We start from the raw sequence: 25,871 nt of genomic DNA, 5'->3' as shown, positions 1-25,871 counted from the left end.
CTGACCACTGACTTTTCGGTCGTTTGGCTATATCCACTTTGTTTTATAACTCACTTCTAATCTATATATTATCTATACAAGGTGAAGTGACCGGTAAACTCTCTATTGTCTATATCATTAAGGATAATCGTATACCAGTAATCTCCCGAAGGAAGTTCTTTACCTTGGTACGTTCCTTTCCATCCTTGCTGATCTCCTCTATACTCTGCCAACATTCTACCGTATCTATCGAATATGGTTACTTCCATATTTTCGAAGAAGAACGGATCATCGGCATTTGGAGTTATCTGTCTTGGATACCAGAACCTTTCTTCGGTTGTCGCGTTTGGATCATCCGGAGTAAAGTAGTTTGGTATACGGATATTGATATAGGTTAAGAACTGCGTTACAATCACCTCACAACCGCTTGAGTCTACTACACGTATGATGTAGTCTCCTGTCTCACGGATTGCAAAAATATTGTCTTCCAACTCTATTTCATTTCCGTTGAAGGTCACAAAATATGTATACGGTGGTACACCATCTGTCACAATAATCTCATACTCGTTAGGATCCTGAGGATTATTGGTCATTTGCGCTACTGGCACAGACAATGGAACGTACTCTTCGATAATAATCGTTCCAACATCTTCTGGACATCCTCCTGCATGTAACATAGTACCTTGGTATTCTCCTGGTGCTACTTCAAACTCTCCTGTTAAATTACTATTTGGTGCAGGATCAGAAGTACCATTAATACCGGTAAGGGTAAAGATGATATCTGTGTTCACCGAGTTCGGAGATAATTCAAAGTCGATGAAATATCTTGGTCCTGTAGTAATATTTGCCGGATTGTTTGGATCTCTTACCGGGCACTCTAATCTAGGTACAAGTTCTGCTTCAAGCAGTACACCTGGATCAATAGTAATCGGTAGACTAATACGACAGTTATTAGCATCTCTAATAAATACTTCGGTAACTCCTGCGGGTAAATCAATATAACTAAACTGATCCACTACAAAGTCACTATCGTTATTCGTGATGTTCGTCTCATACGGAGGTGTACCTCCAGTGATTTCTATCGTGAATGCTCCATCATTATCTCCGAAACATGTTTCTGGCATATTGAAGGTCTCTGTAGCCATCAACGTATTTGGTTCTAAGATTTCTCTTGTAAATGTTACATCACAACCATTAGCATCCTGAGCCAATACCAGATAAATACCTGGTGCTAAGTTCTCGAAGGTGTGCTCGTTAGGAATACCATCTGAAGCATCGTTAAAGAATGTTCCAGGCATAGAGTCTATCGCAAACGAGTACGGTGGTGTACCTCCTGCTGCAACAATTCTAATGGTACCATCATCTTCTCCATTACAGGTTACATTCGTAAAGAATGCCTCTGGTTCGAATAAAGGAGGGTTATCTATGGTAAATGGACGAGTCAACGTACAACTATTATCACTTACAGATCTCGCCGTGTACTCATAGTTACCTGGTGGCAGATCTCTAAACTCTGTTGTAGACTGAGGTCCTAAAATTGTTGCTGTATCAAGATTTTCTAAGATAAACTCATAATCTCCTATACCACCACCCAGATCAGTAATATTAATGATCGCCGTAGCTTCATCACGACAGTTGATCATAGCTGCACTTAGATCCAATTGGAAAGTAATTGGATTGATTGGTACAACCGGTACTGGGTCAGATTGTGGTGATCTACATCCATTAGCATCTATTACATAGAACACATACTCACCTTGAGGAAGGTTAAATATATTAGACGTTGTTGGTGTAGACTCCACTGGATTAAGAGGATCTGTTACATTAATCTGAACAAACTGAGGCGTACCTACTGCATTAGTAGCACTTAGTGTTACTGTAGCAGTATTATCACTACATGTTACTGGGTCGATATCTACGATATCAATTAGTACTTGTGGTACATCATTGATTACAGCTGTAGTTTGCGCAGTACATCCTAATTGGTCATATACCGTAATGGTATACGTATCAGGACCTAGGTTCTCGAATCTGTTTACGGTTTGTTGTACACTTTCTGGTCCTCCAGTTGGTGTAATCGTATATCGTAATGGAGTATCCGTTGCTGTTGCAAGTACCGTAATTACTCCATCCGTTTCTCCGAAACAGCTAATACTACTATCAGGGATTGGCGTAATTGCCACATCGTCTGCTGGTGGCGTTACTGTTATGGTATCATCATCGGTACATGTAAATGTTCCATTATCATCTACAGCTGTTACTGTAAAGGTAAATACCCCTGCAGTATTCGTAGCCTGAGTAATTGATAATCCCTCAAACAATCCTGTAGTGTTACTAACTCCTGTTTCTACAAGTGTATAGGTTACATTTCCTCTTGCCCCGCTTACGCTTGTCTGGAATGAGATATCACTAGCAGGATCACAACTTTCCTGATCGTTGATTGGTACTAAAGTAATCTCGAACGGAGTTGCAGGTCCATCTATCGTTACAATATTAGAGCTTCCTGTACATAATGGTGCATTACGCTCTATGATATCTACTCTATAGTTACCCACACCTAACCCAGCTGGTGGAGGTGGGATCACAAACGTATCTGCTGTTGCAGGATCTACATCTGTATTTAGATCTACTGTACTAGTGAATACAGTAACTTCTGGTGTTACACCCACATCAACGATTGTATATCCAAAGGCTCCTACATATTGTGAAACTGCAATCTGGATAGAACCATCCGCATCTCCGAAACATGTTTCTGGTGTTTGTTGTGTAGCTACAATCTCAACCAAATCAAATGGATCAATTGTATAATCTACCTCAACGAAACATCCTGTTGTTTGATCCGTGATTCTAAATACATATAATCCTACATCAGTAAGCGTAAAGTTTACATTCGTAGCATTGGTTTCTACAGCAGGAGTTCCTGGGTTGTCTGCGGTTCCTGCAGGCACATTATTTTGTGGTGCTACTGCAACTGGACCACTGATTACTTCAAAGTTGAATGGACCTGCTCCATCAGTAACACTTACCGTCACATCTTCTCCTGCAGGACAAGTGATTGCAGTAACTTGTGTTACTGTAGGATCTTCCATGATTGGTAGATCAATGGTTTCTTGAATTACCATCGGTACGGTTTCACAACCATTACTATCGGTTACTTCAATATCATAAGTACCCTCTTCGGCAGCTGTAAACTCATACTGCACTCCTACAGCTACCGCATCAGCATCTGTAATGTTAGTATCAGTGATTGTAGCTCCAGAAGGTGTAGTATAACTTACACTATACGGTGGTGTTCCATCTTGAATAGTTACCGTCACCGTTGGGAAGTTTTCTGTTGTTCCTGTACAAGTATAGTTCCCTGGATCAACACTAGCTATTACTTGAGTTGCATTTGGTATTACAAAAGCAACCAAACCAGAACATCCACTAGCCGAAGTTACCTCTACCAGGTACTCACCTGCTGTAGGATGTGGCGCAGGAAGTGCATCAAAAGATAAACCTGTAAACGTTGGGTTATCTATTTGTGGTGCTCCTATTGCTGCTCCAGTAATGGCAAGAGTTCCTCCATTATTTTCATACAACTGGTAAGAATATGGACCGTCTCCATCAGTTCCTGCTTGTAGGGTGATTACAACACTTCCGTCGCTATCACCAATACAAGACACTCCAACTGGCGAAGCAGCTGCAGGTACTGGATCAACAGGTACATCAAACGTAACCGTGTCGGTAGCCGTACATCCTGAACCAGTAGCTGGTGTTACATTATCGTCAAATACAGACACCGTATATGTTCCTGCTGACAATCCTGTGAACACATTTCCTATTCCTGGAACTCCTGTTTGTACAATCGGTCCGACCGGTACTGGTGTTCCAAATGGATCTGTTCCTGTTCCGGTAAGTGTAAACGTAAAGTTTCCAGAATTGGTTGTGTAATCAGAACCTCCTATAACATTAACTGTTATGGTTCCATCTGCATCTCTACAATCCGGATCTGTAGTAAACTCTGCATCAACTATTAATTCTGGTAAAATCGTAATTGTGTCATCTGCAGAGACACAACCATTCTCATCATACACTCTTACGGTATATGTTCCAGGAGTGGTTACTGTAAAGTCGTGAGTAGTACCATTTACGTTACCTGGTACTGCTCCGCTACCTGCTGGTCCTATTTCAAAGGTAAGTGCATTGGTGGTTGGAGCCACAACAGGTACATTACTAGTACCTACTACTCGTATCGTATAGTTATCATCAAACACACAAGGATCTGTCCAAGTTACTGAGTCTACCGTTGGATCTTCAGTTCTATCTACTGTTTCAGTAATTGAAACTGGTGTAGATTGACAACTATTGTCGTCAATTACACTAATGATATAGGCTGTTCCTCCAACCACAGCTGGTAATAAGAATGTTTCTGTAGTATTTGCAGTAGTCGTTTCAAATAGGAATGGTGGTAAACCGTCATCATCTGCTCTAAATGTATATGGGCCTGTTCCTCCAGTTACAGATACTGTTAACCTTGCATCTTCATTACAATTCGCATTGATATTCTCGTCAATTGCTAATGTTAATGGGTCTGGTTGCGTAACAACAACTGGATCTGTTACAGTATCACAGAATGGTGCGTCTAGCGCCTCGATCTCTACAACATAGGTTCCTGCTGGTACACTATTTGCAAGTCCTCCAATACGCACAGGATTTGTAAACCCTGCTGTAACATTACCCGCTGTTTCCGGCAGGGTTGTTACCGTGTTTCTTACAATATAATTAAACTCTCCTGTATAATTTAATACTGTTAAATCCAATTCTCCTGTAGAAGCTCCATTACAATCTACCGGAGTAGCTTCTACCGCACTAGCCTCGATAAAATCAAATGGATCAACCGTATAAGTAGGCGAATCTACCGGACAAGCTCCGTTAGCGTCTGTATCTGTGATCGTAAACTGATATGTTCCTACTGCAGGTAAAACAAAAGTTGCCACAGTTTGAACACCTGGAGCAGCAGTATCGCCTGTTCCTGCCACAATACCATTCTGTGCAGGCACAGCACCACTTGTTTCTACAAAATTGAATGGTCCTACACCTCCTGTAATAGTTACTGTAACTGTTTCTCCATTATCACAAGAGATTTCTCCATTGTTAGCAGCTGAGGTATCTCTGGCTACTGTTGGATCTGTGATTACAGGGAAAGGAGCTATAGTTTCTGTCGGTTGTGCTGTTGGACAATTGTTACTATCAAATATGGTAAATATGTAGTCTCCCGGTATCACTGCAATAATCTGAATACCTGCTGTAACAGCATCAGTATCTAAAGTAGCAGGATCTACAGGTGAAGCAACAACTGGAGTACCATCAACTGTATAAGAAATTGAATATGTTGATCCTGTTCCTCCAGAAATATTATCAATTGTAATCACTGGTAAGCTTTCAGTTCCTGCCGGGCAACTATAATTCGTAGATGTAATTGTCGACGAAACCGCAGTTGGATCATTAATAATATAGTCATCTGTATCAAAACAGAATACATTTAATGCTCCATTTGGTTTCGTAACTCTTACTTCAACCGTATATGTTCCGTCATCCAAGTTAGGGAATACAGGACTTGTTTGATAAGGTGTTGGTACCACTGCTGGTGTGGCAGAAGTACTAGCTGTAATTCTATATTCATAAATTACTGTTGGATCCGAATCTGTAGATGCCGGTGTGATTGCAGCTGTCACTACACCATCGGTATCACCTATACAGGTGACCGTAGTAGTTGCCGGAACCAATACTGGTTCTGTTGGAGCTTCTATGCTTACTGGTGCCGTAAACGTACATCCAGGTGCTACTCCTCTACCATCGTCGGTTACTTCAACGATATAACTACCAGGAGCTACATTGGTATAAATTCCAGTCGCATCTCCAGAAACATTACCCGTAGGAGTTCCTCCTGAATCCTGTAATTCAAAAGTTAGCGTTCCTATTGCTGCTCCAGAAGTGATAGTAGTTGTAATCGTTCCTGTTGCAGTCGCACAATCAGGTGCAACTGTAAATGCTGCACTAATTTGTAATGGTCCATATACTGTAACTGGTGTAGAAACCGTACAACCAGAATCATCAGTCACCGAAATTGTATAAGTACCTGGTGTTGACACAACAAATTCATGGTTGTTGTTGTCAATACTACCTGTAACGGCTGTACCTCCATCTATTTGGTATAACAACGTTCCTGTTCCTGTACCATCTACATCAATTACGTTACTATTATCATATGCACAGTCATCAACAAAGTTTGCAACTACCGTTGGATTTGGAGTTACTACTGTTGTAACTGTGAAAGGTCCATCAGTACACCCATTTGCATCAACTACCCAAATATCCTGTACTTGTCCATTGGTGTTTCCTAAATCAATTACATTACTTGTAAGAGGGAAAACACCCGGAACAACTGATGGAGATGCTACTAAAGCATAATTATATCCATCTGCAGAAGGTGGAATAGCAAACGGAGTTCCTCCCGAAGTACTCATAATTACTTGAGCATTTACTGTACCACAGAAGTTTGCTGGCGTTTGATTTGTTGGCGCTGAGGTTAACGGATCTGGTTCCTCAATAGTAAACTCTGCAGAAAGTCCTGGACACATCGTACCAGAAACTTCTGTAACTCTTATAACATAAGTTCCCGGTGCTAAAGTTCCAATAGGTCCTATAGTTTGTGGATCACTAACTGCTACTACTGGTGCTACCGAAGATTCAATGATATTCGTAGTATCAAATGCATCAAGAATATCCCAAGTAAACGACTGTGTTCCTCCATTTGGATCATATCCACTTACTTCAATCGTTACTGCACCATCATCATCTCCATTACAAGTAGAATCATCAGTATCCGTTACTGTGACCGTTGGACTACTAGGAGGCGTAGGTGTGAAAGAATCCTGATAGGTACAACCTGTCGCCAAGTCAGTTGCTAAGATTACGTAGGTTCTTCCGAATGGTAATCCAAAATAAGTATGTTGAGTAATAGGTTGTGCTGGTGCTCCACCATCATCTCCTAGAGCAATAACTGATAATGGATCTCCGATAATTTCTATTTGGAAACCAGGAACAGTTCTTGGTGGTCCTGGATCTACACCCGAACCTTGAATAATATCTATTTGTAAATCAAATCCACCTGGACAGGTTCCTGTTGAAGCTGTTGGAAGGAAGGAGAATCCACTTACTACATTCTCTACTTCATACGGACCAAATAAGGCCGTACAATTATTTCCATCAGTCACTTCGATTGTATAGAAACCAAAATCTAATCCATCAAATAATACTTGTGCCGGATCAAGTGCAGGAGCTGGTGCAAAAACCGGTGCCACCGGTGGTGCGATTACTGTTCCATTCCTAGTTAAAACATACGTATAACTTGCTGCATCTGCATCTGGAGTACCACCATCTAAGGTTAGTGTAATAGAACCAAGTGTATTTCCTCCTCCAATAACACCACTACAAGTAATTGGCACTACCGTTTCTGTTCCTCGAATTGGTTCCGGTTGACTAACATCAACACTACCGTTAGTTAAACATCCTCTACTACTTCTTACTGTATAATTATAAGTGGTAGTATTGGTCAATGGATCAGCATCGCCAGCATCTCCGGATAAATTCGGGAATGATATCTGAGTTCCTACGATAGTTACGAAACCTGCTCCGTTGAAATCTATCTCATATGGAGGTTCTGGTCCTGTAACATCGATTACTACCGTTCCTGTATCACCTGCACAATCTAATGTTACATCAGGATCTGTTATTGTAGGTGCGACAGGATCTGTAACGGTAAATGGACTAGTTGTGAATACACAACCTGTACCTCCATTTCCATCATCTGTTACTCTGAATACATAAGTTCCAGCACCAGTAGTAGCAGTATAATTAGCGAATGGAGCTGTTCCATTAGTAATAATATCGGTAAATCCGCTTCCGTTGAAAGAAACGGCTATATCATATGGAGAATATCCTCCATTCACTGTAAAAGAGAACTGTGCATCTACAGGATTTCCTAAAGCATCACACGTAATGTCTGAAACCGGAGTAACAACTAGTTCTACAGGGTCTTCTACTGTAGGAACGTTGATCGTTACCGGACATCCATTTGCATCAGTAATATTAATCACATAATCTCCAGGAGCTGATAAGTCCGGAGATGTCGTAAAATCTCCTGGCACACCAGTATCAGGAATTACAACAACTCCTCCTAAAGTAACATTATACGTATACGGTGCTGTTCCTGTATCTGTAGCATCAATTACTACTCTAAAGTTTACGGTTCCATCTGCTAAACAGAAATCAGAATTAGCAGCATCTAATGTTGCATCAAACTGCTGTAGTGGATTAATATCCAATGTTTGTGCCGCTGAATCACAGCTATTACCATCTGTAACAATGATTTCATATCCTGTACCATTTGGTACATTCAAATAAGGATCTGTAACTGGTCTACTAGGGCCAACTGGTGTTCCGCCAGAATCGTTCAATACATAAGTATATCCTGTACCACTACCTCCTCTTGGATTACTAATCGTCACTGTATTTGTATTCGTAGCACAATCCTGAATTACTGGATCAATATCGAAGTCAACTACATCCGGTTGGTCAATTGTTACTGTAGCTGTAGCATCACAAAGCGTAGCTTCATCTGTAACCGTAATGGTGTAAGTACCTGCTGGCAATACATCACCTGTGGTGATTGTAGCTGCAGTTTGACCAGTAGCTGTAATCGGTGTAATCGCCGGAGTTCCTCCGGTAATTTCATATTCATATGTCGCTGTTGTAGGAATATCGATACCTGATACTGTAAATGACAACTCTGCATCACTATCTCCATTACAAGTTGGCTCATTTACCGGTGTTGCGTTCACTAAGATTTGATCAATGTTTTCAACTACAAAATTCTCGCTATACACACAGCCATCATCAGTTCTTACCAAGAACGTATATGTTCCCGGAGCTAAGCCTGGGAATACATTAGATGCTTGCGGTCCTACTGCAATAGGGGCTGTAATTTCATATTCCACAATACTACCCCCTCCAGTTATCACTGGATTGATCACTGAAACATCAGAAGTCAGTGCAGGACATTGAACTGCAGTAGCGCTAAAGTCAATATCCGTTACTTCGGTAACTGGATCAATGGTGATATTTGTTGTTACCGGACAAGTTTCTGGAGAGCCTTGATTCGCAACGTATACCGTATACACTCCATCTGTAGTAATTGGTATATCTACAGGGAATGCTCCAATGTTTGTATATCCAGTAGATGGGTCTAAAGTAAATGCCCAACTTCCTGAACCTCCAGTAACTCCTGTGATACGAATGATCGCGTCCATAGGAGCCACACAACTTAAATCTCTTTGTATAATGATTGTAGGAACAATCGGATCTGGATCAGTAAGTGTTGTTGTGAAATCAAACGTACACGCTGGTGTAGCTCCAGAACCATCAGTAATAGTAACTGTATGTGGGGCTGGAGTATTATCAACATTGTTAAACGTTACTGTGGTATCTCCTGTAGGTCCAATCTGCGTAGTTGGGTCTCCATTAAGTATATAAGTGAATGGTCCCTGACCTGCAGTAACCTCTACTGCTATCGATCCATCAGTCTCTCCTGGACATGAAGGGTTAGTAGGTGTTAAAGTAGCGGTGACAGCGTTAAACGGAGTCACTGTTACCGTATTCGAAAATGCAGTACAACCTGCATCGTCAACAACTCCTACTACGTAATCTCCTGGTACCAATATGGCACTGGTAAACGGAGAAGCAATATTCCCTCCTCCAGCGATAGGAGATCCTAAGGATCCCGCAGCATATAAATCGAACTGTGTATATGTTCCACTTCCATCTGCCGCCGTAAATTCTATCGTAGCTTCTGGGTTGTTACAATCTATATCTTGGGTTAAAGTTGCTGTTATCGTTAACTCTGGATTAATCGTAAAGTTTTCTACCGCAGTTACACAGTTGGTAGTTGTATTGGTTACCGTAACTGTATATGCACCAGGAATTAGTCCAGGAATCTCAAAGGTATTTGCCGGAGCCGATACCGGAGGTGTAGTTGATAAGAATGTAACCGCAACATTATTTGCCGTAACTGGCCCTGTTAAGGTATATTCGAATGGCCCTAAAACAGGTGGTACCGGAGATGTACTTGGCGTGATTGTAATCCACTGTGTTGCCGGATCTGTATCCACACATGCATCTCCTCCAGCCACTGCTGCAATTGTTGGTGGCACAAACTGATCTACTACACGTACTTCTGAAATTTCACAGGCATCGGTAGAGTTTCCGTCTCTTACAAATACGGTGTAATCACCAGCCGCAAGACCGGTAAATACATTATTTGTATTCGGATATGCAAATCCAGTAACCGGTAAACCAGTTCCGTTGTCTATCAATTGGAATTGATACGTTCCACTACCTCCATTTGCCGTAGCTGTTATTGTACCGGTATCGGCACCACAATTGGCAGGAGTTGAAGATGTGCCCAGTGTTAAAGCGTTAGTTGGTTCTGTTATTACAACAGTCTCACTATCTGTACAGTTTGCAGAAGGAGGTGTTAAAGCATTATCAGTCACATCAATGGTATATGTACCTGCTGGTAAAGAACCTTCTGTGATGGTTATAGGATCTGTTCCCGTTCCTGTACCTGTTCTGTTCACTGGTCCTGTGATTTCGTAATCGAAATTTGTACTGTTAGCAACTGTAAATGTCAATTCTCCATCAGCAAATCCAACACAACTTACAGGGTCACTTTCTACGGCACTTGTAATTTGGATTTCGGGTATACTGTCTTCAGTAAATTGCTCAGAATAGGTACAGTTATTAGCTGTATTTGTAGCAGTAACTGTATATATTATACCTCTTCTTAATCTAAATTCTCCCGCTCCAGGACCACTTGATACTGGTGCTGGTACTACACTATAGGTATAGGTAGGTCCTGCTGGAACAGCAGTAGCCGTTATATTATAGGTTTGAGCCGAACAGTTTGATGCTCCCGGTACAGTAAAGTCAATATCATCTACAGTAACCAAAGGATCAATATCTACCGGATAACTTACAGCACAAGTACCTGTACCTTGATTACGAATATATACCGTATAACTTCCTGCAACACTTACCGGAATATCAAATGGATCAGAAGTAATATTAGCAAATCCAGATGTGGGATCAAAACTCCACTCAAAAGTAGATGATCCCCCTGATAATCCGGAAATCGTAATAATTGCTGTATCATTTGGTGCTGGGTTACAGCTTAATTGCCTTGTTGCCGCTACTGTAGCTGTAATATCCACTGGGCTAGCAATTGCAAAGTCAGTACCATCTACAGGGCAAATAGGTCCTGCCGTTGGATCTGTAGTATTGTTATGGAATACTCGAACTCTATAGGATGTTAAGTCTGGTACATTTACAAATGTAATGTCCCTAGAGGTAGATACGATTTCTTGTACTACCGTATACACCGGACTTACCGGATCCATATCAGTAGTATTTAACAATTGATAGGTGTATTCTCTACCGGCTACTTCTGGAGATACTTCTACTCGTACCTGTCCGCCATCTCCGGGACATGGAGGTTGTGTTACGGTTACATTATCCAGAACAATAGGTTCGTAAGGAGAAATACCAGTAATGCTCGCCTCGATAATACATGGAGGAGTTCCTGCTGGTAAACTCGTATCACTAACAAAGAATGTATAGGTTGTTGAAGGATCCGCAGGTCTAGGAATTTCAAACCTATTGCTTGGTCCAAACGAACCAGTACCATCATCAAACTCATAACTACCAGATCCTGAAGTCACATTAACTTCTACAATTGCTCCACTATCACAAGTTTCTGGAGCAACCAATACCACATTTGCCGTAAACGGAGTGGCTGGATCAATCGTTACTGTTTGTGTCTCGATACACTCAGGGTCTGGTCTGTTTGAGATCACCTCTACAGTATAGGTTCCTGGGTTCAAGTTATTTTGTGTGTAGTTACCATTGTTGGCACTACTGTTTGGAATAATAATTGGCGAAGTAAGTCCTCCTCCAGAAATGGTATATTGATATTCCGGAGAACCTCCTGTAACCTGAATCTGAATGCTACCCGTACCTGTACCATTATCGTCGTTTGTACATGATGGATTAGATCCTGTAATTGTGAAGGTAGGATTAATCTCAGGAACGTTGATTGTTGCTGTATACTCACAACCAGGGAACGTAGTATCAATACCATACACAGTAATATCTCCTCCTGCACCTGGGGCAATTGGAAATACTGTTGTATTGCTATATGGTCCTCCTGATGTTAAACTAAACTCGAAATTTGTTGGAGCATTAGTTACACTTACACTACCTGGGTTACCACACTCAATTGGCTGCATTGCCAGAGTAGGTTGGAAATCATTTTTAAACACACTAAAGAAGAATGGGATCAAACACCCTCCGTCAAACTCTGCAAGAATTCGATAATCTCCAGCATCAGAAACGGTAAAGTTAGGCGTATTTCCTCCTGGCTCTTCCACCCAGTTGGCATCGGTACATGCTCCTGACAATAGTGAACAAGGATCGTTTGAATCCAACACACAAGAACCACTTGGGGTTAGACGTTGCCATGAGATCGATTGTAAGTTTAAAGATGGATCAAAGTTTGTTTCTAATAAGAAATCCTGATCACCACATAATAAGATTTGTGGAAGTTCTAAACCACTACAATTTGCGGTAATAACACTTGTTCCATTTACGTAATCCAGAACTGGGTTTCGAATTGTTCTGAAGTCTGCTACGGTAAACTCTTCAGTAAGTGTCATACAAGTACCATCGGATGGGTCTGTATCTTCTTTGATTACGGTATACGTACCTGCTTGTGGATTAGTAGGTGTAAATATATTTGCGTTTGGTCCTGTTTGTACCACTGGTGGTGCAATTCCTGGTCCAGACCAGGTATATCTATCATATCCACCACCTGCAACCAACTGCAAGTTGTTGTTACAAAACGTTACATCAAAATTACATGATGGTACATTTACCAGGAAATTAGTGGCTTCTCCATCAGTATTACCACAGGCTCCAATCACACTACTACTGTTATTGGTTGCAGTAACCCCTGATATAGCTCCTGTAAAGGTAGCCAAAGCTGAGTTTTGAATCACATCAGAACATGCATCTCTTAACTCTTCACAACTGTTCACCAGCTGCACTCTAAATCGTATAAAAATGGGGGCATCATTTTCTTCAACGATACTAGCAGGAATATCAAAGTCGATGATTCCTGGCACAGAGTCATCAAAAGTAACTCCAGGAGGTAATGTAGATGTCTGTATACTAATTAAGTTTACATTGGCAGGAAGCACATCACGAATAGAAACTGTACCATCTACTAAATCTTCGTTACCTACGTTTTCGATCTCTAAATCATAAAACAGTTCATCACCTAGCTCTACAGTAGCATTGGTGATTTCGGTAGTCCCATCGGTATCAAAGACTCTCTTGATGATACGCAATTCGGGTTCTATAATTTCTATAGAAAATGTATTTAAGAATACCCGATAGGTATCCTGGTCGGTAGATAATCGGAAAGTTGCATCGGTTTGATCATTCCCGATCAATTGGTTACCTGTATTGTCTAGATCAAAGAGGTCAATATCAAATCCTAAAGTATTTTCTGAATTAGGATTACGACCTGTTAGATATTGATGATTAAAAGTAATCGAACTATTAAAAAAGTTGATCGTTGGATTAATATCGAAATTGTTAGCCGGAGCAGTATTATCTTCTCCAAGCGGCACAAAATTAGAAGGTGTATTGGTGTCTTCAATTAATAACTGATCTCCATTAGGCCTAAAAGTCGTAGCACCCAGACTACGGTCACCTTCAAGAGCAGCCACACCATAACGTACTTCTACCGGCAGTGGTGCTGGTAAAGAAGTAAATCCTGTATAGGTAAAATCTACATCAGGATCACTATTTCGTATTTGTACGAACCCGTCATTGGTACTAATAAACTTACTACTTTCGAGTGGGTCTTCATAAATAATCACAAGTACCCATCCTCCGGAAGCTCCGGAAGCTCCTGAGGTTCGACCAATGGTAGCGTTCATATTTGCTACAGTATAAGTACCATTCGTATTATTTTGATCAATTAAATTAGTTACATTCGAATAACATACATAAGGTACATCATCAGTTGCATTTGGGTTTTGAGATCCATCTGCTAAAAGGTTTGTTGGCGTATTTCTATACCCGTCATAAATTACATTTTGAGCAGTGATATCTACATATGATCCGCCTGGTACTCTAAACTTAATATTTCTAAAATCTGCATCACCCACTTTTCTCGCATCTGCTAGAGGCAATCCCGTTAATAACTCATCACCTGTGGTAGTATCTGTTATACCTCCTAAAGTAGCATTAACTGTACCACTTGCTATTTGGGTAATCAATGCTTCACCATCTGTTTGATTGATCATTACCGCAGGAATGGTAATTCCACCATCACCTCCACCCATAGCAAAGGTTCCTCCTGCTACGTTGTTTACTACAATAACTCCTATAGCCCCAGCATTTTGAGCATTGATTACTTTGGTTGTAAATCCACAAAACCCTCTTCGTATTACCGCAATATTACCATTAACTGCAGCGGCATTTACCAATGCAGAACATCCATTTGTCGTGTCCCCAACTCCGTCATTTATTAACACCAAATTAGCCGTTATCCCAGGATTTGGCGGTGGAACATTACCAGGTGAAAAACCATTATCCTGAATATCATAGTCACCAGCCAAACCAGTATTATTCACCCTAAGCGTGGACCTAGTAATAGGAATCCTCTCCAGATAATACGTGGCACTCCAATACAGACCTGCATATACAATCTCTGTACATTCTGGTCTTGGGGTGTTGATATCTGCACTACTCGAGCTAAATGTCGTTGGATCACCATCGATATCGATATAAGCCGATGTACTGTTACCGTTATTAAAATTACCATTGTATGCAGCATTAGGATCATATATAACATTGTCTTCGTCACTATCAACCAAACCAACAATGGAGTTACCATTCATGATCAGGTTACCATTAATCCTGTTTTGCGTCTCCCTTGTAGAAAGGGGGATAATTTCCTGCGCATATAAAGTGCTTATGTTACTGGCGATCATCAACAACATCACCAAAACTATTTTGAGGGCTATTTTGGTTTTCATAAGCTGAGTATTTAGTGTTTTATTTTGGGTCATTATGGTGTTTACGTTAGGCATTCATTTACTGTATTTTCAAGATGTACAAGTCTCCACTAAACGATCCTTCTACATTCGAGAATAAACTCTGTTTCGCACTATCCAGATCATCAAATCGTTTCAGATACACATAGATATAGTTATCTTTTGGGTTTCTGAAATATTGTGGCTCAAGCCCTTGTGATCTCAATTTCTCCATACCTCTTTCGAAATAGTTCTCTCTTTTGAAAATATTAGTAATCAAATAATATCCATTTTCAATATTATGTCCTCCGATATAAGATAGACTCTCAGTCAATACCGTATCGTCTTTTACTGTATCAGTGATCAATCTCGTCTCTTGTAGCAGTTTCTTGTAGGATGCTACTCTACTCTTCGCTATATGCAGGATCCACATATCTCCATAGTATCTGTTATCGATACTGTTTAGATATTTCTCGGCCGCCTCATCCTTATCTTCATAGTATTCGATTGCTACGTACTGGAATTGGTTTTCTGGGTTTAAGATGATCTTAGAATTATTAAATCCAAGATCACTTAATGTCTCCGTAAACTTTTGTGCATACGTTCCACCCTTGAACACATTACCGATCAGGTAATAACCTTCTGGATATCCAGGAATATACTTGGTCGCATACTGTGCTTCAGGTCGAGTTGCATCAGCAAATTTGATGAACCTGTTATTTGCAGAAAGTCTCTTAGAACTAGTTGGGTCAGAGTCTTTAGCTTCTTCGGCATCATCATTCATGCTTACTAACGATTCTAATAACTTATTAAATCCTCGCTTATCTACGTTTAAGCTTGTTGTTAATAATGAGTCTCTTCGTGCAAATAGTTTACTAGAGATACGTGTATTGTCATCAAGTTCTTTCTTAATTTCATCAAGACCCTCTTCATTTTCTTCAGCGGCAGCGGCGGCAGCTTCCTGTCTCTGTCTTTCCTCTTCAGCAGCGGCAGCGGCTTCTTCTTGTCGTTGTCTTTCTTCTTCGGCTAATCGAGCAGCTTCTGCTTCTTTCTCGGCAATCTTAGCATTAAGTTCTCCTACCAGACCATCTACATCCGCCTGTGGTAAGATATCGCTTCCTTGTACTATTCCTAACTGTGCTTTTAAAGCTTCCAGATCACCATTGGCGATAACCGTTCTGGTCTGATCAATTAACTCCTGAACTCTACGCGCCTCTTCAGCCTGACGTTGCTCCTCTGCTAATCGAGCAGCTTCTGCAGCTTCCTGACGTAATCTTTCTTCTTCAGCCAATCGAGCAGCTTCTGCTTCTTTCTCCGCGATCTTAGCATTAAGCTCTCCTACAAGGCCATCTAAGTCTGCTTGTGGTAAGATCGTACTTCCTTGTACGATGTCAAGTTGTGATCTTAAAGCATTCAAGTCTCCATCGTTAAGTACTAATCTCGTCTCATCAATTAATGCTTTGATACTACGCGCCTCTTCAGCTTGACGTTGCTCCTCTGCTATACGAGCAGCTTCTGCAGCTTCCTGACGTAATCTTTCTTCTTCAGCCAATCGAGCAGCTTCTGCTTCTTTCTCCGCGATCTTAGCATTAAGCTCGGCAACAAGACCATCTACATCTGCTTGAGGTAAAATTGTACTTCCTTGTACGATGTCAAGTTGTGATCGTAAAGCATTTAAGTCTCCATCGTTAAGTACTAATCTCGTCTCATCAATTAATGCTTTGATACTACGTGCTTCTTCAGCCAATTGGGCAGCTTCTGCTTCTTTCTCAGCGATCTTGGCATTAAGCTCAGCAACAAGACCATCAATATCAGCCTGCGGTAAAATAGAACTTCCTTGTATTATTCCTAACTGAGATCGTAGCGCTGCTAAATCACCGTCGCTAATTACTGATCTTGTTTGTGTAATCAATTCCTGAATATTTCTTTCTTCTTCTGCAGCAGTAGCAGCTTCAGCTTCTTTCTCAGCAATCTTAGCATTAAGCTCACCTACTAGACCATCAATATCAGCCTGTGGTAAAATAGGGCTTCCTTGTACTATTCCTAACTGAGATCTTAGCGCTGCTAAATCACCGTTACTAATTACTGATCTTGTTTGTGCAATCAATTCCTGAATATCATTAGCCTGTTGCTCCGCAATCTTCGCATCGATATCCGCTAATAATCTTTCTTTTTCTGGATCTGGAATAAACTGATTAGATCGTACTAAGTCTGCTTGACTTCTTAAAGCATCAGAGTTTCCATCATCTATAACTTGTTGTGTCGTTCTTTCTAATTCTCTTAAACTTCTAGCGGCTTCTTCTCTGCGTTGTTCTTCTGCTGCTATACGTGCAGCTTCCTGCTCTTGCTCTACTCTTTGTTGTTCTGCCAGTCTCTCTTCTTCTTCAGCTTGTTGTTTTGCAGCTTCTGCTTCTCTGGCAGCTTCTTCTTGAGCAACACGTGCATCTTCGGCAGCTTGCTGTTCGGCAGCCTCTGCTTCTCTAGCAGCTTCTTCTTGCGCAATACGAGCTTCTTCTGCTGCTTGTTCTCTTGCAGCTTCTGCCTCTCTTTCTGCTTCTTCGGCAGCTATACGTTGCTCTTCAGACTCTTCTACTGTTACTTCTTTTTCTATTTGTTTCTGAGAAGCCAGTCGTTGCTCTTCTTCTCGTTGCTCTTCTAATTCTCTTTCAAGCTCTCTTTGTGCGGCTAAACGCTCTTCTTCGGCTTGTTTGTTGAGTAATTTTACTTCTTCTTCTCGTTGTAACTCCAGTTCTCTTGCTGCTTTTGCTTCTTTTTCTTTAGCTTCAGCAATAGATCTTTCAAGTTCACTCATCGCTCGTTGTTCATTACTTTGAGTGGTTCCTTGTTCATCTTGAAGTTCTCTAATAATCTTATTCTGTTCAAGAATTTCTTTCTTCAATCTTCTGATTTCAGAATCTCTTTCTTCATATGCTTTTTGAGTACTAGATTTTGGTCCTCCTCTTCTTCGTCTAGGTTTTTCTTTCTGGAAATTATAGGCTAGTCCAACCTCGTGCGTTGAACCAAAATTACTGGTATCACCAAGACCCATTTCGTAAGTATACCCCACAGATACATTTTCGGTGATATTACCACCAATACCCAGAGAAGCACCATAAAAACTGTTATAACCAGCTTGCGCCCAACCTAATTCTGGAAACTCTACAATTACATTTCCACCATATCGTAAACTTGAATCGCTTTCAGCTTCATCGGCGCTGGTTAGCATATTGGCATATGCCATACCTCGTATAGTTTTGTCAGACCTTCTTTGTAAGCTTGTAGTGTACATTACATGACCTGTAAATGCCATGTTATCGGTAAGTAATTCGCTACCACTTAGGTTATATGCTGCAAGATTGGATACAGATACACCTACGTCAAACTCTGCATAATTAAAGTTTACTCCGGGTGATAGGGTAAATACGGAGCTGTTTTCAAAATTTAATATTGTTGGATCACTTACTTCAACTCCATTATTCAACACAATACTAGTGGCAGAATCGATATTTGATTTAAGACCACTTTGAGAGAACGCCAGGTTTAACCCAAACGTAAAATTCATATCTCTATCGAACTCCAGATTGTATGCAAAATTGGCAATACCTCCAAAATATCTGTAAATACCTTCATTTTGCTGATGAAGACCTATACCAACACCCGTTTTTTCATCAAAATTGGCAGTATAGTTGATCAAATAGGTTTGTGGATTATCATTGAAACCTGCCCATTGTGTTTTGTTATAGGCATTGATTGATTTTTTGTTTTCGCGAACTAAAGAAAAGGTGGGGTTGAAGTAAAAACGATTGTATTTTACTAAGTTATGGGTAGGTATATCCGTAGGAAGCACCCCAAAAACTGTAGCGTCTTCTTCTTGCCCTCTAACCATGTTAAGAGAAAAACATATTATTAATACAAGTAATTTTCTGACCATAAAATTATCTCATTACCGTTATCGAACCTTTTCTGACGACGGAGTTGTTTTTAGTTATTATGTAATAATATATCGGATTTTGACCCGACGATTTAGAATTCTCAAAGGGCCAGTTATTCTGATAACTTACCCCTGAAAAATCAACTTGACCATTGATATCATAAATTGTTACTTCTACATCTGCCTGATTGAACAAAGAGTCCGGCAAAAACCAATTATCATTGATATTATCACCATTTGGTGTAATGATGTTTGGAATAATCTCAGTTACGCCTTGCGACCCAATAGTAATTGGACCTAATCGCACCTCACAAATAGCAGAAACTATGTTCACTCCATATTCGCCTTGTTCTGTAACTACCAAAGTGTTATTGGTTTCTCCATCGATCGGTACATCTTCTCCATCAACAACACGGAACCACTGATAGGTATATCCTGGATCGGATGGCACAGACAAGGTTACCGAACCTCCTTCTGTAAGCACCAAAGGATCTGCAGTAATTACAGTACCTGGTGGTATTGGAGCTACCGTTAAATCGTTTGATGGAACATCCACAAATTCTCCCGTTCTCAATGTTGCAAAAAGTGTATATACATCTCCGATATCTGAGCTTGATACGGTTATCGATGTAGTGGTATCTCCTGTAGGGATACCATTTCGGCGCCATTCATAATCAAAGAACCCTAATTGTTCTTCGGTTAACGGTACTTCTAGACCATCTACTGTAGTTTGACCAATGATTTCTTTGAGTTCTAGCACAAAAGAATCAGAATCACAAACATTTTCTCCTTGAGGACCAATTACTACATTAAAACCAGTTGGCGCCAACAAGTTCGATTCTGAAAACAAGAAACTATTACAAGCGTCAATTGCATCGATTTCTACTCGGTACAATCCTACGAACGTGGCTTCCAATGAAGTTGTTCCCCCCGACAAAACCCCCTGTGTTTGTGGATTAGTTTCTACAAACCATCTAAAGGTACTCCCATCGGGAGCATCTGTCATGATTTCCAGGTTAATTGTTTGTGTTGGTAAAAGAATTAGATTTTCTGGTAATGGTTGTGTAATCGAAGAACCTTCATTAATTACAGTTACCGGTGCTATTTGATTCTCATCTAACGTACAGTCTTCGCTTAGACTGATACTTAACGAATACACCCCTGCAAACTCATTGGTAGGTAAGGTTATCGTTGGTCCTACTTCGCCATCGATCGCTACTCCATCCTTGAACCACTGATAGGTAAATCTGGTGTCTTGCAGACTGGATTGTAATACTTTGGTATCGTTTGGACAAAACGCAAAATCACCCATTGGATCTGCATTTTCTATAAACGCCGTAGACACATCTATTAAAGATACGTCTACTCGGTTGGTTTCTTCGAATGTAAAAAGTTTTGACAGTTACCCAGCGGGATCCTGGCAAAATAGGTGCCGACCTCGGTGACGACCAGATTTGGTGTTGTCTCTCCTACAATGAGAGACCCGTTCCTAAACCATTCCCACTCAAAAGAATCGGCGGGGACAGCATTGCCATCCAGATCTTCGAGTCGTATGGATAATGTTTTGGAGAAAGAACTTACGTTACAGAAGATCACGTCCTGTCTTTCATTCAAAAATAAATCGATATCGTTTCTAAAAAAATGAAACGCGGTTGGATCGGACAAAGTACTAAAAATCGGAGGATCCGTAGTTGTACGTACTCTTAACCTGTAATTGTCGCTATTGGCATTCTCCGGAATCGAAAAATTCTCAAAACGAATTTCCGACTCTGAAGCCGAACCATTGTTTGGACCTGATACTGTTGCGAGCACTGTTATTGCACTTGCATCGTCAAAACTACCATTGGGATCAGAAAGTTCTAGCACGAACTCATTATTAGAAGGAAGTGCATCCCCAGGAGAGAGTGTTGCAATGACGGTAAAGGAGTTGAAAAAGCTATCGGCACAAGCCGCAAAATCTTGAAGTTCAGGAGCCCCAATAGTTCTTTGCGACCAAAGTTCATTGCTATTAATGAACGATAGCGCACAGAAGAGCATTATGAGGTTAAGTTTACTTTTCATGATATCACACTTTTAAAGGGGTGGATATACTAATTATCAACGAAGCGATTTGGGGCGCTTGTTAATAATATTGTTAATATATTTTTTACCAAGTCATAAAATTATAAATTAAATATTTATATCAAACGAAAATTTTAATTTTTTTGTAATAATTTTCTGACTTATTTTTTAGAGCCCTATTGGACTCATTCATAAGATATGTCCTTATAATTGAATAATATACATAAATTTTTGTTAATCAAGCAATTGTATTACGTTAAAAAAAACAAATGGACCCCAAGAAAAGGCTAAAATCTCCCTCAAAAACGATCATAAAATTGCAGAAAAGCATAGAAAATCATTAAAAAAAGCTGGATTTTACCCACATTTTAAACGTTAAATAAATTCAGAAAAAGGCACTTTTTTTCGATAAAGTGTAAAATAGTAAAGTTAAAATCTCCCTCATTTTGTTGCTAAAACATGCCAAAAAAAGAATGGTTTATTAACAATTTTTTTTCGTAAAAGAGACATAAAAAAACTCCATCAATGCGTATTGATGGAGCTTATGTAACGTATAAAAAGTTATACCTTATTCTTCCGTTTTGGCTTCTTCACCGTTCAATTCTTTTAGAATTTTTTCGGTAATATCTAACTCTTCTTTTCCGTACAGAATATTACTTACTTCGGTATCTCCATAGATATACGTATATCCATTTTTCTTACCGTAGTCTTTGATAAAATTCTTTACTTTATTGATAATAGAATCGATCTCTTTCTGGCTTCCTTGTTGAATTTCTTGCATTCTAGCCTGTTGTTCTCTTTGAAGCTCTTGTTGCTTTACTACCAATTCTTGTTGTTTCTTCTCTCTATTAGATTTAGACATTTGGTTCATGATATTTTGGAACCCTTGTACTTCAATCTGAAACTGCTTGGCTTTTGCTTCAAGTTCGGCTCTAACCTCATTGTTACGTTTTGTCCATTTTTCTTGAGCAGTTTTCATTTCTGTAAAATCAGAAACTACTTTTGTATTATTTACGTAAGCTGTTTTTTCTACTTGTTGATTACATGATCCCAAAACAAAAGCGATGCTTGCAATCCATAAAAATTTTCTCATGTTTCAAAAAATTAGTTCTGGGCAAAAATATCAAAGTTCATCTCATAAAATTGATTATTGAGTTTAAAAAAACAATATATAAGTAAAAACAATACTTATTTAACCTATCATTTATAAATCCTATTAAAATAGAGCTAAAATAAGCCGATTTAAGCCCTTTTTTTAAAAAAGTGATGGAGTTTTACTAGAAAGGGTAAACAATTAGATAAAAAATACCTCAAAATTGGAATTAGGAATTTTTGAGCACGTAAATATGAGACGAATACTCTTTTGAACGTATTGCTTTTATATTAGAACGAAAACCAATCCAAAACGCGCTCAAAAAATTCATTTTACTTGTTTTATATTTTTCAGACAATAGTGACACATAATATGCATCAAAATGCATGGGCAAGATTTGTGTTAAATTCAGTTCTTGTTCTGCAAATAATTTTTGAATTGCATTTTTCGAAAAATGCCACAAATGTCTAGGAACGTCAAAAGCAGCCCAAAAAGATTTGTAGTAGGTAGCATCGTAAGATTTAAAATTAGGAACAGCTACAATAACATATCCTCCTGGTTTTAGTAATCGTTTTATTTCTTGTATTTGATGCTGCAAATCAGGAACATGTTCCAGTACATGCCAAAGTGTAATCATATCAAAAGAGTGGTCTTCAAAATCATCAGTGTTTGTGTGCAGTAAAACCTCTTTTTGTTGGGCTAATTGTTTTGCCTGTTCGTTTGGTTCTACTCCAGACACTGTCCAACCTTCTTTTTTTGCTTTTGACAAAAAATCACCAGTACCCGCTCCAATATCCAAAATAGCACCCGATCCATTGTTCAGCTTAGTAATCAATCCAACTTTTTTGCGTAATGCATAAGATTTTACCAAATGGTATATTTTTTCAAAAAGGGATCGTTTATGATCGGTATGAGAAATATAATCTTCACTTTCATAGTATTTCCCTAAATCCTCTTCTTTAGGTTTTGGAGTAGTCACTAACATATCATAGTTCGTATCAGAAATCAAATGAAAAGTTTCTCCAGAAACTGTATGATCTTTGCAGCTCACAAAAATGGGTTGTTCTTCTTTTTGTTTTTTCTCTTCCAAAACATTCACAATTTAGTACTGGTATTTTGTTTTAAATTAAATACAACTCTCATGACAAAATGCAAAAAAGTATCTACTATGGGATACTTTTCATTTTGTGTTCCACGTGGAACTATTCTTTGGTGGTGTCGTAAATTTCTACCTCCAACATTTTACTTAACTCTTCTGCTTTTTGTAATGCTTCTTTATAATTCTCCGTTTTAAACAGAGAAACAAATTTGTTTCCTGTGAAAAAACGAACTACTAATTTTTCATGTCGCTCTTTGGTTCCGATTGCGCTTACTGCTCCCCATTCATTATCCACAGAAAATGATCCTGAGAAAACTGAAATATAATCTGGAAAGTCTAATTCAAGTTTTGAACTAAAAATTACAACGCCAAACAAGGAGTACAATTTTCTGTTCTGAAAATTCTCTGTAATTTTATAAGAAACAGAAAAACCAAACAATAGCAAACTCCCAACCAAAAAAAGAATTCTGCTTACTAATGGCTCTGAATTTTGAAACGTATAAAAAATGGCAAAACACAAAATTAAAGCAGAAAGTATTTTTCCTTTTAGTGCTCTATCTTGTTTACAAATTACACTCTTCATTTATCTTCCCATATAAACTAATAGTACAGAAATATCACTTGGTGATACTCCACTAATACGAGATGCCTGTGAAACAGTTACGGGTTTAATCTTAGACATTTTTTCTCTCGCTTCATACGACAACGATTTCAATTTGGTGTAATCAAAATTAGCTGGAATTTTAATATCCTCTAATCGATTTAATTTATCTGCGTTGTTTTTTTCCTTTTCGATATATCCCGAATACTTTACTTGAATCTCGGTTTGTTCCAAAACTTCTTTGTCCAAATTTTGATCCTTAATATATTCCTGAACCTTTTTAAACTTTTGAATATCCTCTAGAGTAATTTGAGGTCGAGCAAATAGTTTAAACATTTTTCCGCTCTGTTTTACAGGAGCAGAATTTTTTGATTCCAAAACTGGATTTGCCTCTTCAGGGGTTACACTTGTATCCTTAAAGAACTGAACAAAGGCTGAAGATTTCTTTTCCTTATCCTCCATCCTTTTCATTCGCTCTTCTGTCGCTAAACCAATTTCAAAAGATTTTGGCGTTAATCTAAAATCTGCATTATCCTGTCTTAACAAAGTTCTATACTCTGCTCTTGACGTAAACATTCGATAAGGCTCTTCTGTTCCCTTAGTGATTAGATCATCAATCAACACTCCTATATACGCTTCACTTCTTTTCAAAATGAAAGCATCCTTTTCCTTAACTTTTAACGCTGCATTTATTCCTGCCATCAAACCTTGAGATGCTGCTTCTTCATATCCTGTAGTTCCATTAATCTGACCAGCAAAAAACAAACCAGAAACCAATTTTGTTTCTAGTGTATGTGTTAGTTGAGTAGGTGGAAAATAATCATACTCTATTGCATAACCCGGTCTAAAAAACTTCACGTTTTCAAAACCAGCTACAGAACGCAATGCTTTAAATTGAACATCTTCTGGCAAGGAAGTAGAAAATCCATTTACATAAACTTCGACCGTATTCCATCCTTCTGGCTCTACAAAAATTTGATGTCTTTCTTTCTCAGAAAAACGATTAATCTTATCTTCTATAGATGGACAATATCTAGGACCTATACTTTTTATTCTTCCATTAAACATTGGAGAACGATCAAAACCTTCCTTCAACAAATCATGCACCAACGGAGAAGTGTATGTCATAAAACAAGATCGTTGTTCGGTAAGCGGTTTTGTTTTGTCACTATAACTAAATTTCTCTGGAAGTTGATCTCCAGGTTGCTCTACCATTTTTGAATAATCCAAAGATCTTCCATCCACTCTAGGAGGTGTTCCTGTTTTCATTCTACCGGCATCAAAACCTAAATCGATCAACTCTTCGGTAATTCCTGTTGCAGCTCTTTCACCTGCGCGGCCACCTCCAAATTGTTTTTCTCCTATATGTATTAATCCATTCAAAAAGGTACCATTGGTTAAAACAACTGTCTTGGCTTTTACCTCAATTCCCAAAGATGTTTTTACTCCTTTGATCTCTCCATTTTCTATCAACAGACCACTCACCATTTCCTGATAAAAATCTAAATTCTCGGTCTGTTCCAAAAGCAATCTCCACTCTTCTGCAAATCGCATTCGGTCACTTTGAACTCTTGGACTCCACATAGCAGGACCTTTTGATTTGTTCAACATCTTGAACTGAATTGCTGTTCGATCACTCACAATTCCACTATACCCTCCGAGCGCATCAATCTCTCGAACAATTTGTCCTTTTGCAATTCCTCCCATAGCTGGATTACAACTCATCTGTGCAATGTTTTGCAAATTCATTGTAATCAACAATGTTTTACAACCCAAATTAGCGGCTGACGCCGCTGCTTCACTTCCTGCATGTCCTCCTCCAACTACTACAACATCATACTCTGTATCAAACATAATTTTATCTCATTGTTCCACGTGGAACGTTACTCGTTTTACTAAAAAAA

Annotated in this window: 8 protein-coding genes; all 8 read right to left on the bottom strand. The window is 39.3% G+C overall.

Annotated elements, in window-relative coordinates:
- Nucleotides 1-68: 68 nt before the first annotated feature.
- On the bottom strand, nt 69-15,185 hold the full coding sequence (locus tag AC0L3Q_RS00390; RefSeq protein WP_473284111.1) for a T9SS type B sorting domain-containing protein: 15,117 nt from the start codon (nt 15,183-15,185) through the stop codon (nt 69-71).
- A 58-nt stretch (nt 15,186-15,243) separates the two neighbouring features.
- Nucleotides 15,244-19,113, bottom strand: a complete 3,870-nt coding sequence (locus AC0L3Q_RS00385) for a PorP/SprF family type IX secretion system membrane protein (RefSeq protein WP_473284109.1) — start codon at nt 19,111-19,113, stop codon at nt 15,244-15,246.
- A gap of 4 nt (nt 19,114-19,117) precedes the next feature.
- On the bottom strand, nt 19,118-20,458 hold the full coding sequence (locus tag AC0L3Q_RS00380) for a T9SS type B sorting domain-containing protein (RefSeq protein ID WP_473284107.1): 1,341 nt from the start codon (nt 20,456-20,458) through the stop codon (nt 19,118-19,120).
- A gap of 17 nt (nt 20,459-20,475) precedes the next feature.
- Nucleotides 20,476-21,174, bottom strand: a complete 699-nt coding sequence (locus AC0L3Q_RS00375) for a hypothetical protein (RefSeq protein ID WP_473284105.1) — start codon at nt 21,172-21,174, stop codon at nt 20,476-20,478.
- 568 nt (nt 21,175-21,742) lie between these two features.
- Nucleotides 21,743-22,267, bottom strand: a complete 525-nt coding sequence (locus tag AC0L3Q_RS00370) for an OmpH/Skp family outer membrane protein (protein WP_473284103.1) — start codon at nt 22,265-22,267, stop codon at nt 21,743-21,745.
- Between the two features lie 229 nt (nt 22,268-22,496).
- Complete coding sequence (locus AC0L3Q_RS00365) at nt 22,497-23,366, bottom strand: class I SAM-dependent methyltransferase (RefSeq protein ID WP_473284101.1); 870 nt, start codon at nt 23,364-23,366, stop codon at nt 22,497-22,499.
- 103 nt (nt 23,367-23,469) lie between these two features.
- On the bottom strand, nt 23,470-23,949 hold the full coding sequence (locus tag AC0L3Q_RS00360; RefSeq protein WP_473284099.1) for a hypothetical protein: 480 nt from the start codon (nt 23,947-23,949) through the stop codon (nt 23,470-23,472).
- Entirely contained in the window at nt 23,950-25,821 is a 1,872-nt protein-coding gene (gene mnmG / locus AC0L3Q_RS00355; protein ID WP_473284097.1) for a tRNA uridine-5-carboxymethylaminomethyl(34) synthesis enzyme MnmG, read from the bottom strand.
- Between the last annotated feature and the right edge of the window lie 50 nt (nt 25,822-25,871).

Source organism: Aquimarina sp. KJ22-3 (assembly GCF_055808215.1).
This window is presented reverse-complemented; position numbering and strand designations above follow the sequence as displayed.

Bases quoted from the DNA above. Each gene is read 5' to 3' on its own strand.
- AC0L3Q_RS00390 (WP_473284111.1), bottom strand. From the start codon at position 15,185: ATGAAAACCAAAATAGCCCTCAAAATAGTTTTGGTGATGTTGTTGATG.
- AC0L3Q_RS00385 (WP_473284109.1), bottom strand. From the start codon at position 19,113: ATGGTCAGAAAATTACTTGTATTAATAATATGTTTTTCTCTTAACATG.
- AC0L3Q_RS00375 (WP_473284105.1), bottom strand. From the start codon at position 21,174: ATGAAAAGTAAACTTAACCTCATAATGCTCTTCTGTGCGCTATCGTTC.
- AC0L3Q_RS00370 (WP_473284103.1), bottom strand. From the start codon at position 22,267: ATGAGAAAATTTTTATGGATTGCAAGCATCGCTTTTGTTTTGGGATCA.
- AC0L3Q_RS00360 (WP_473284099.1), bottom strand. From the start codon at position 23,949: ATGAAGAGTGTAATTTGTAAACAAGATAGAGCACTAAAAGGAAAAATA.
- mnmG (WP_473284097.1), bottom strand. From the start codon at position 25,821: ATGTTTGATACAGAGTATGATGTTGTAGTAGTTGGAGGAGGACATGCA.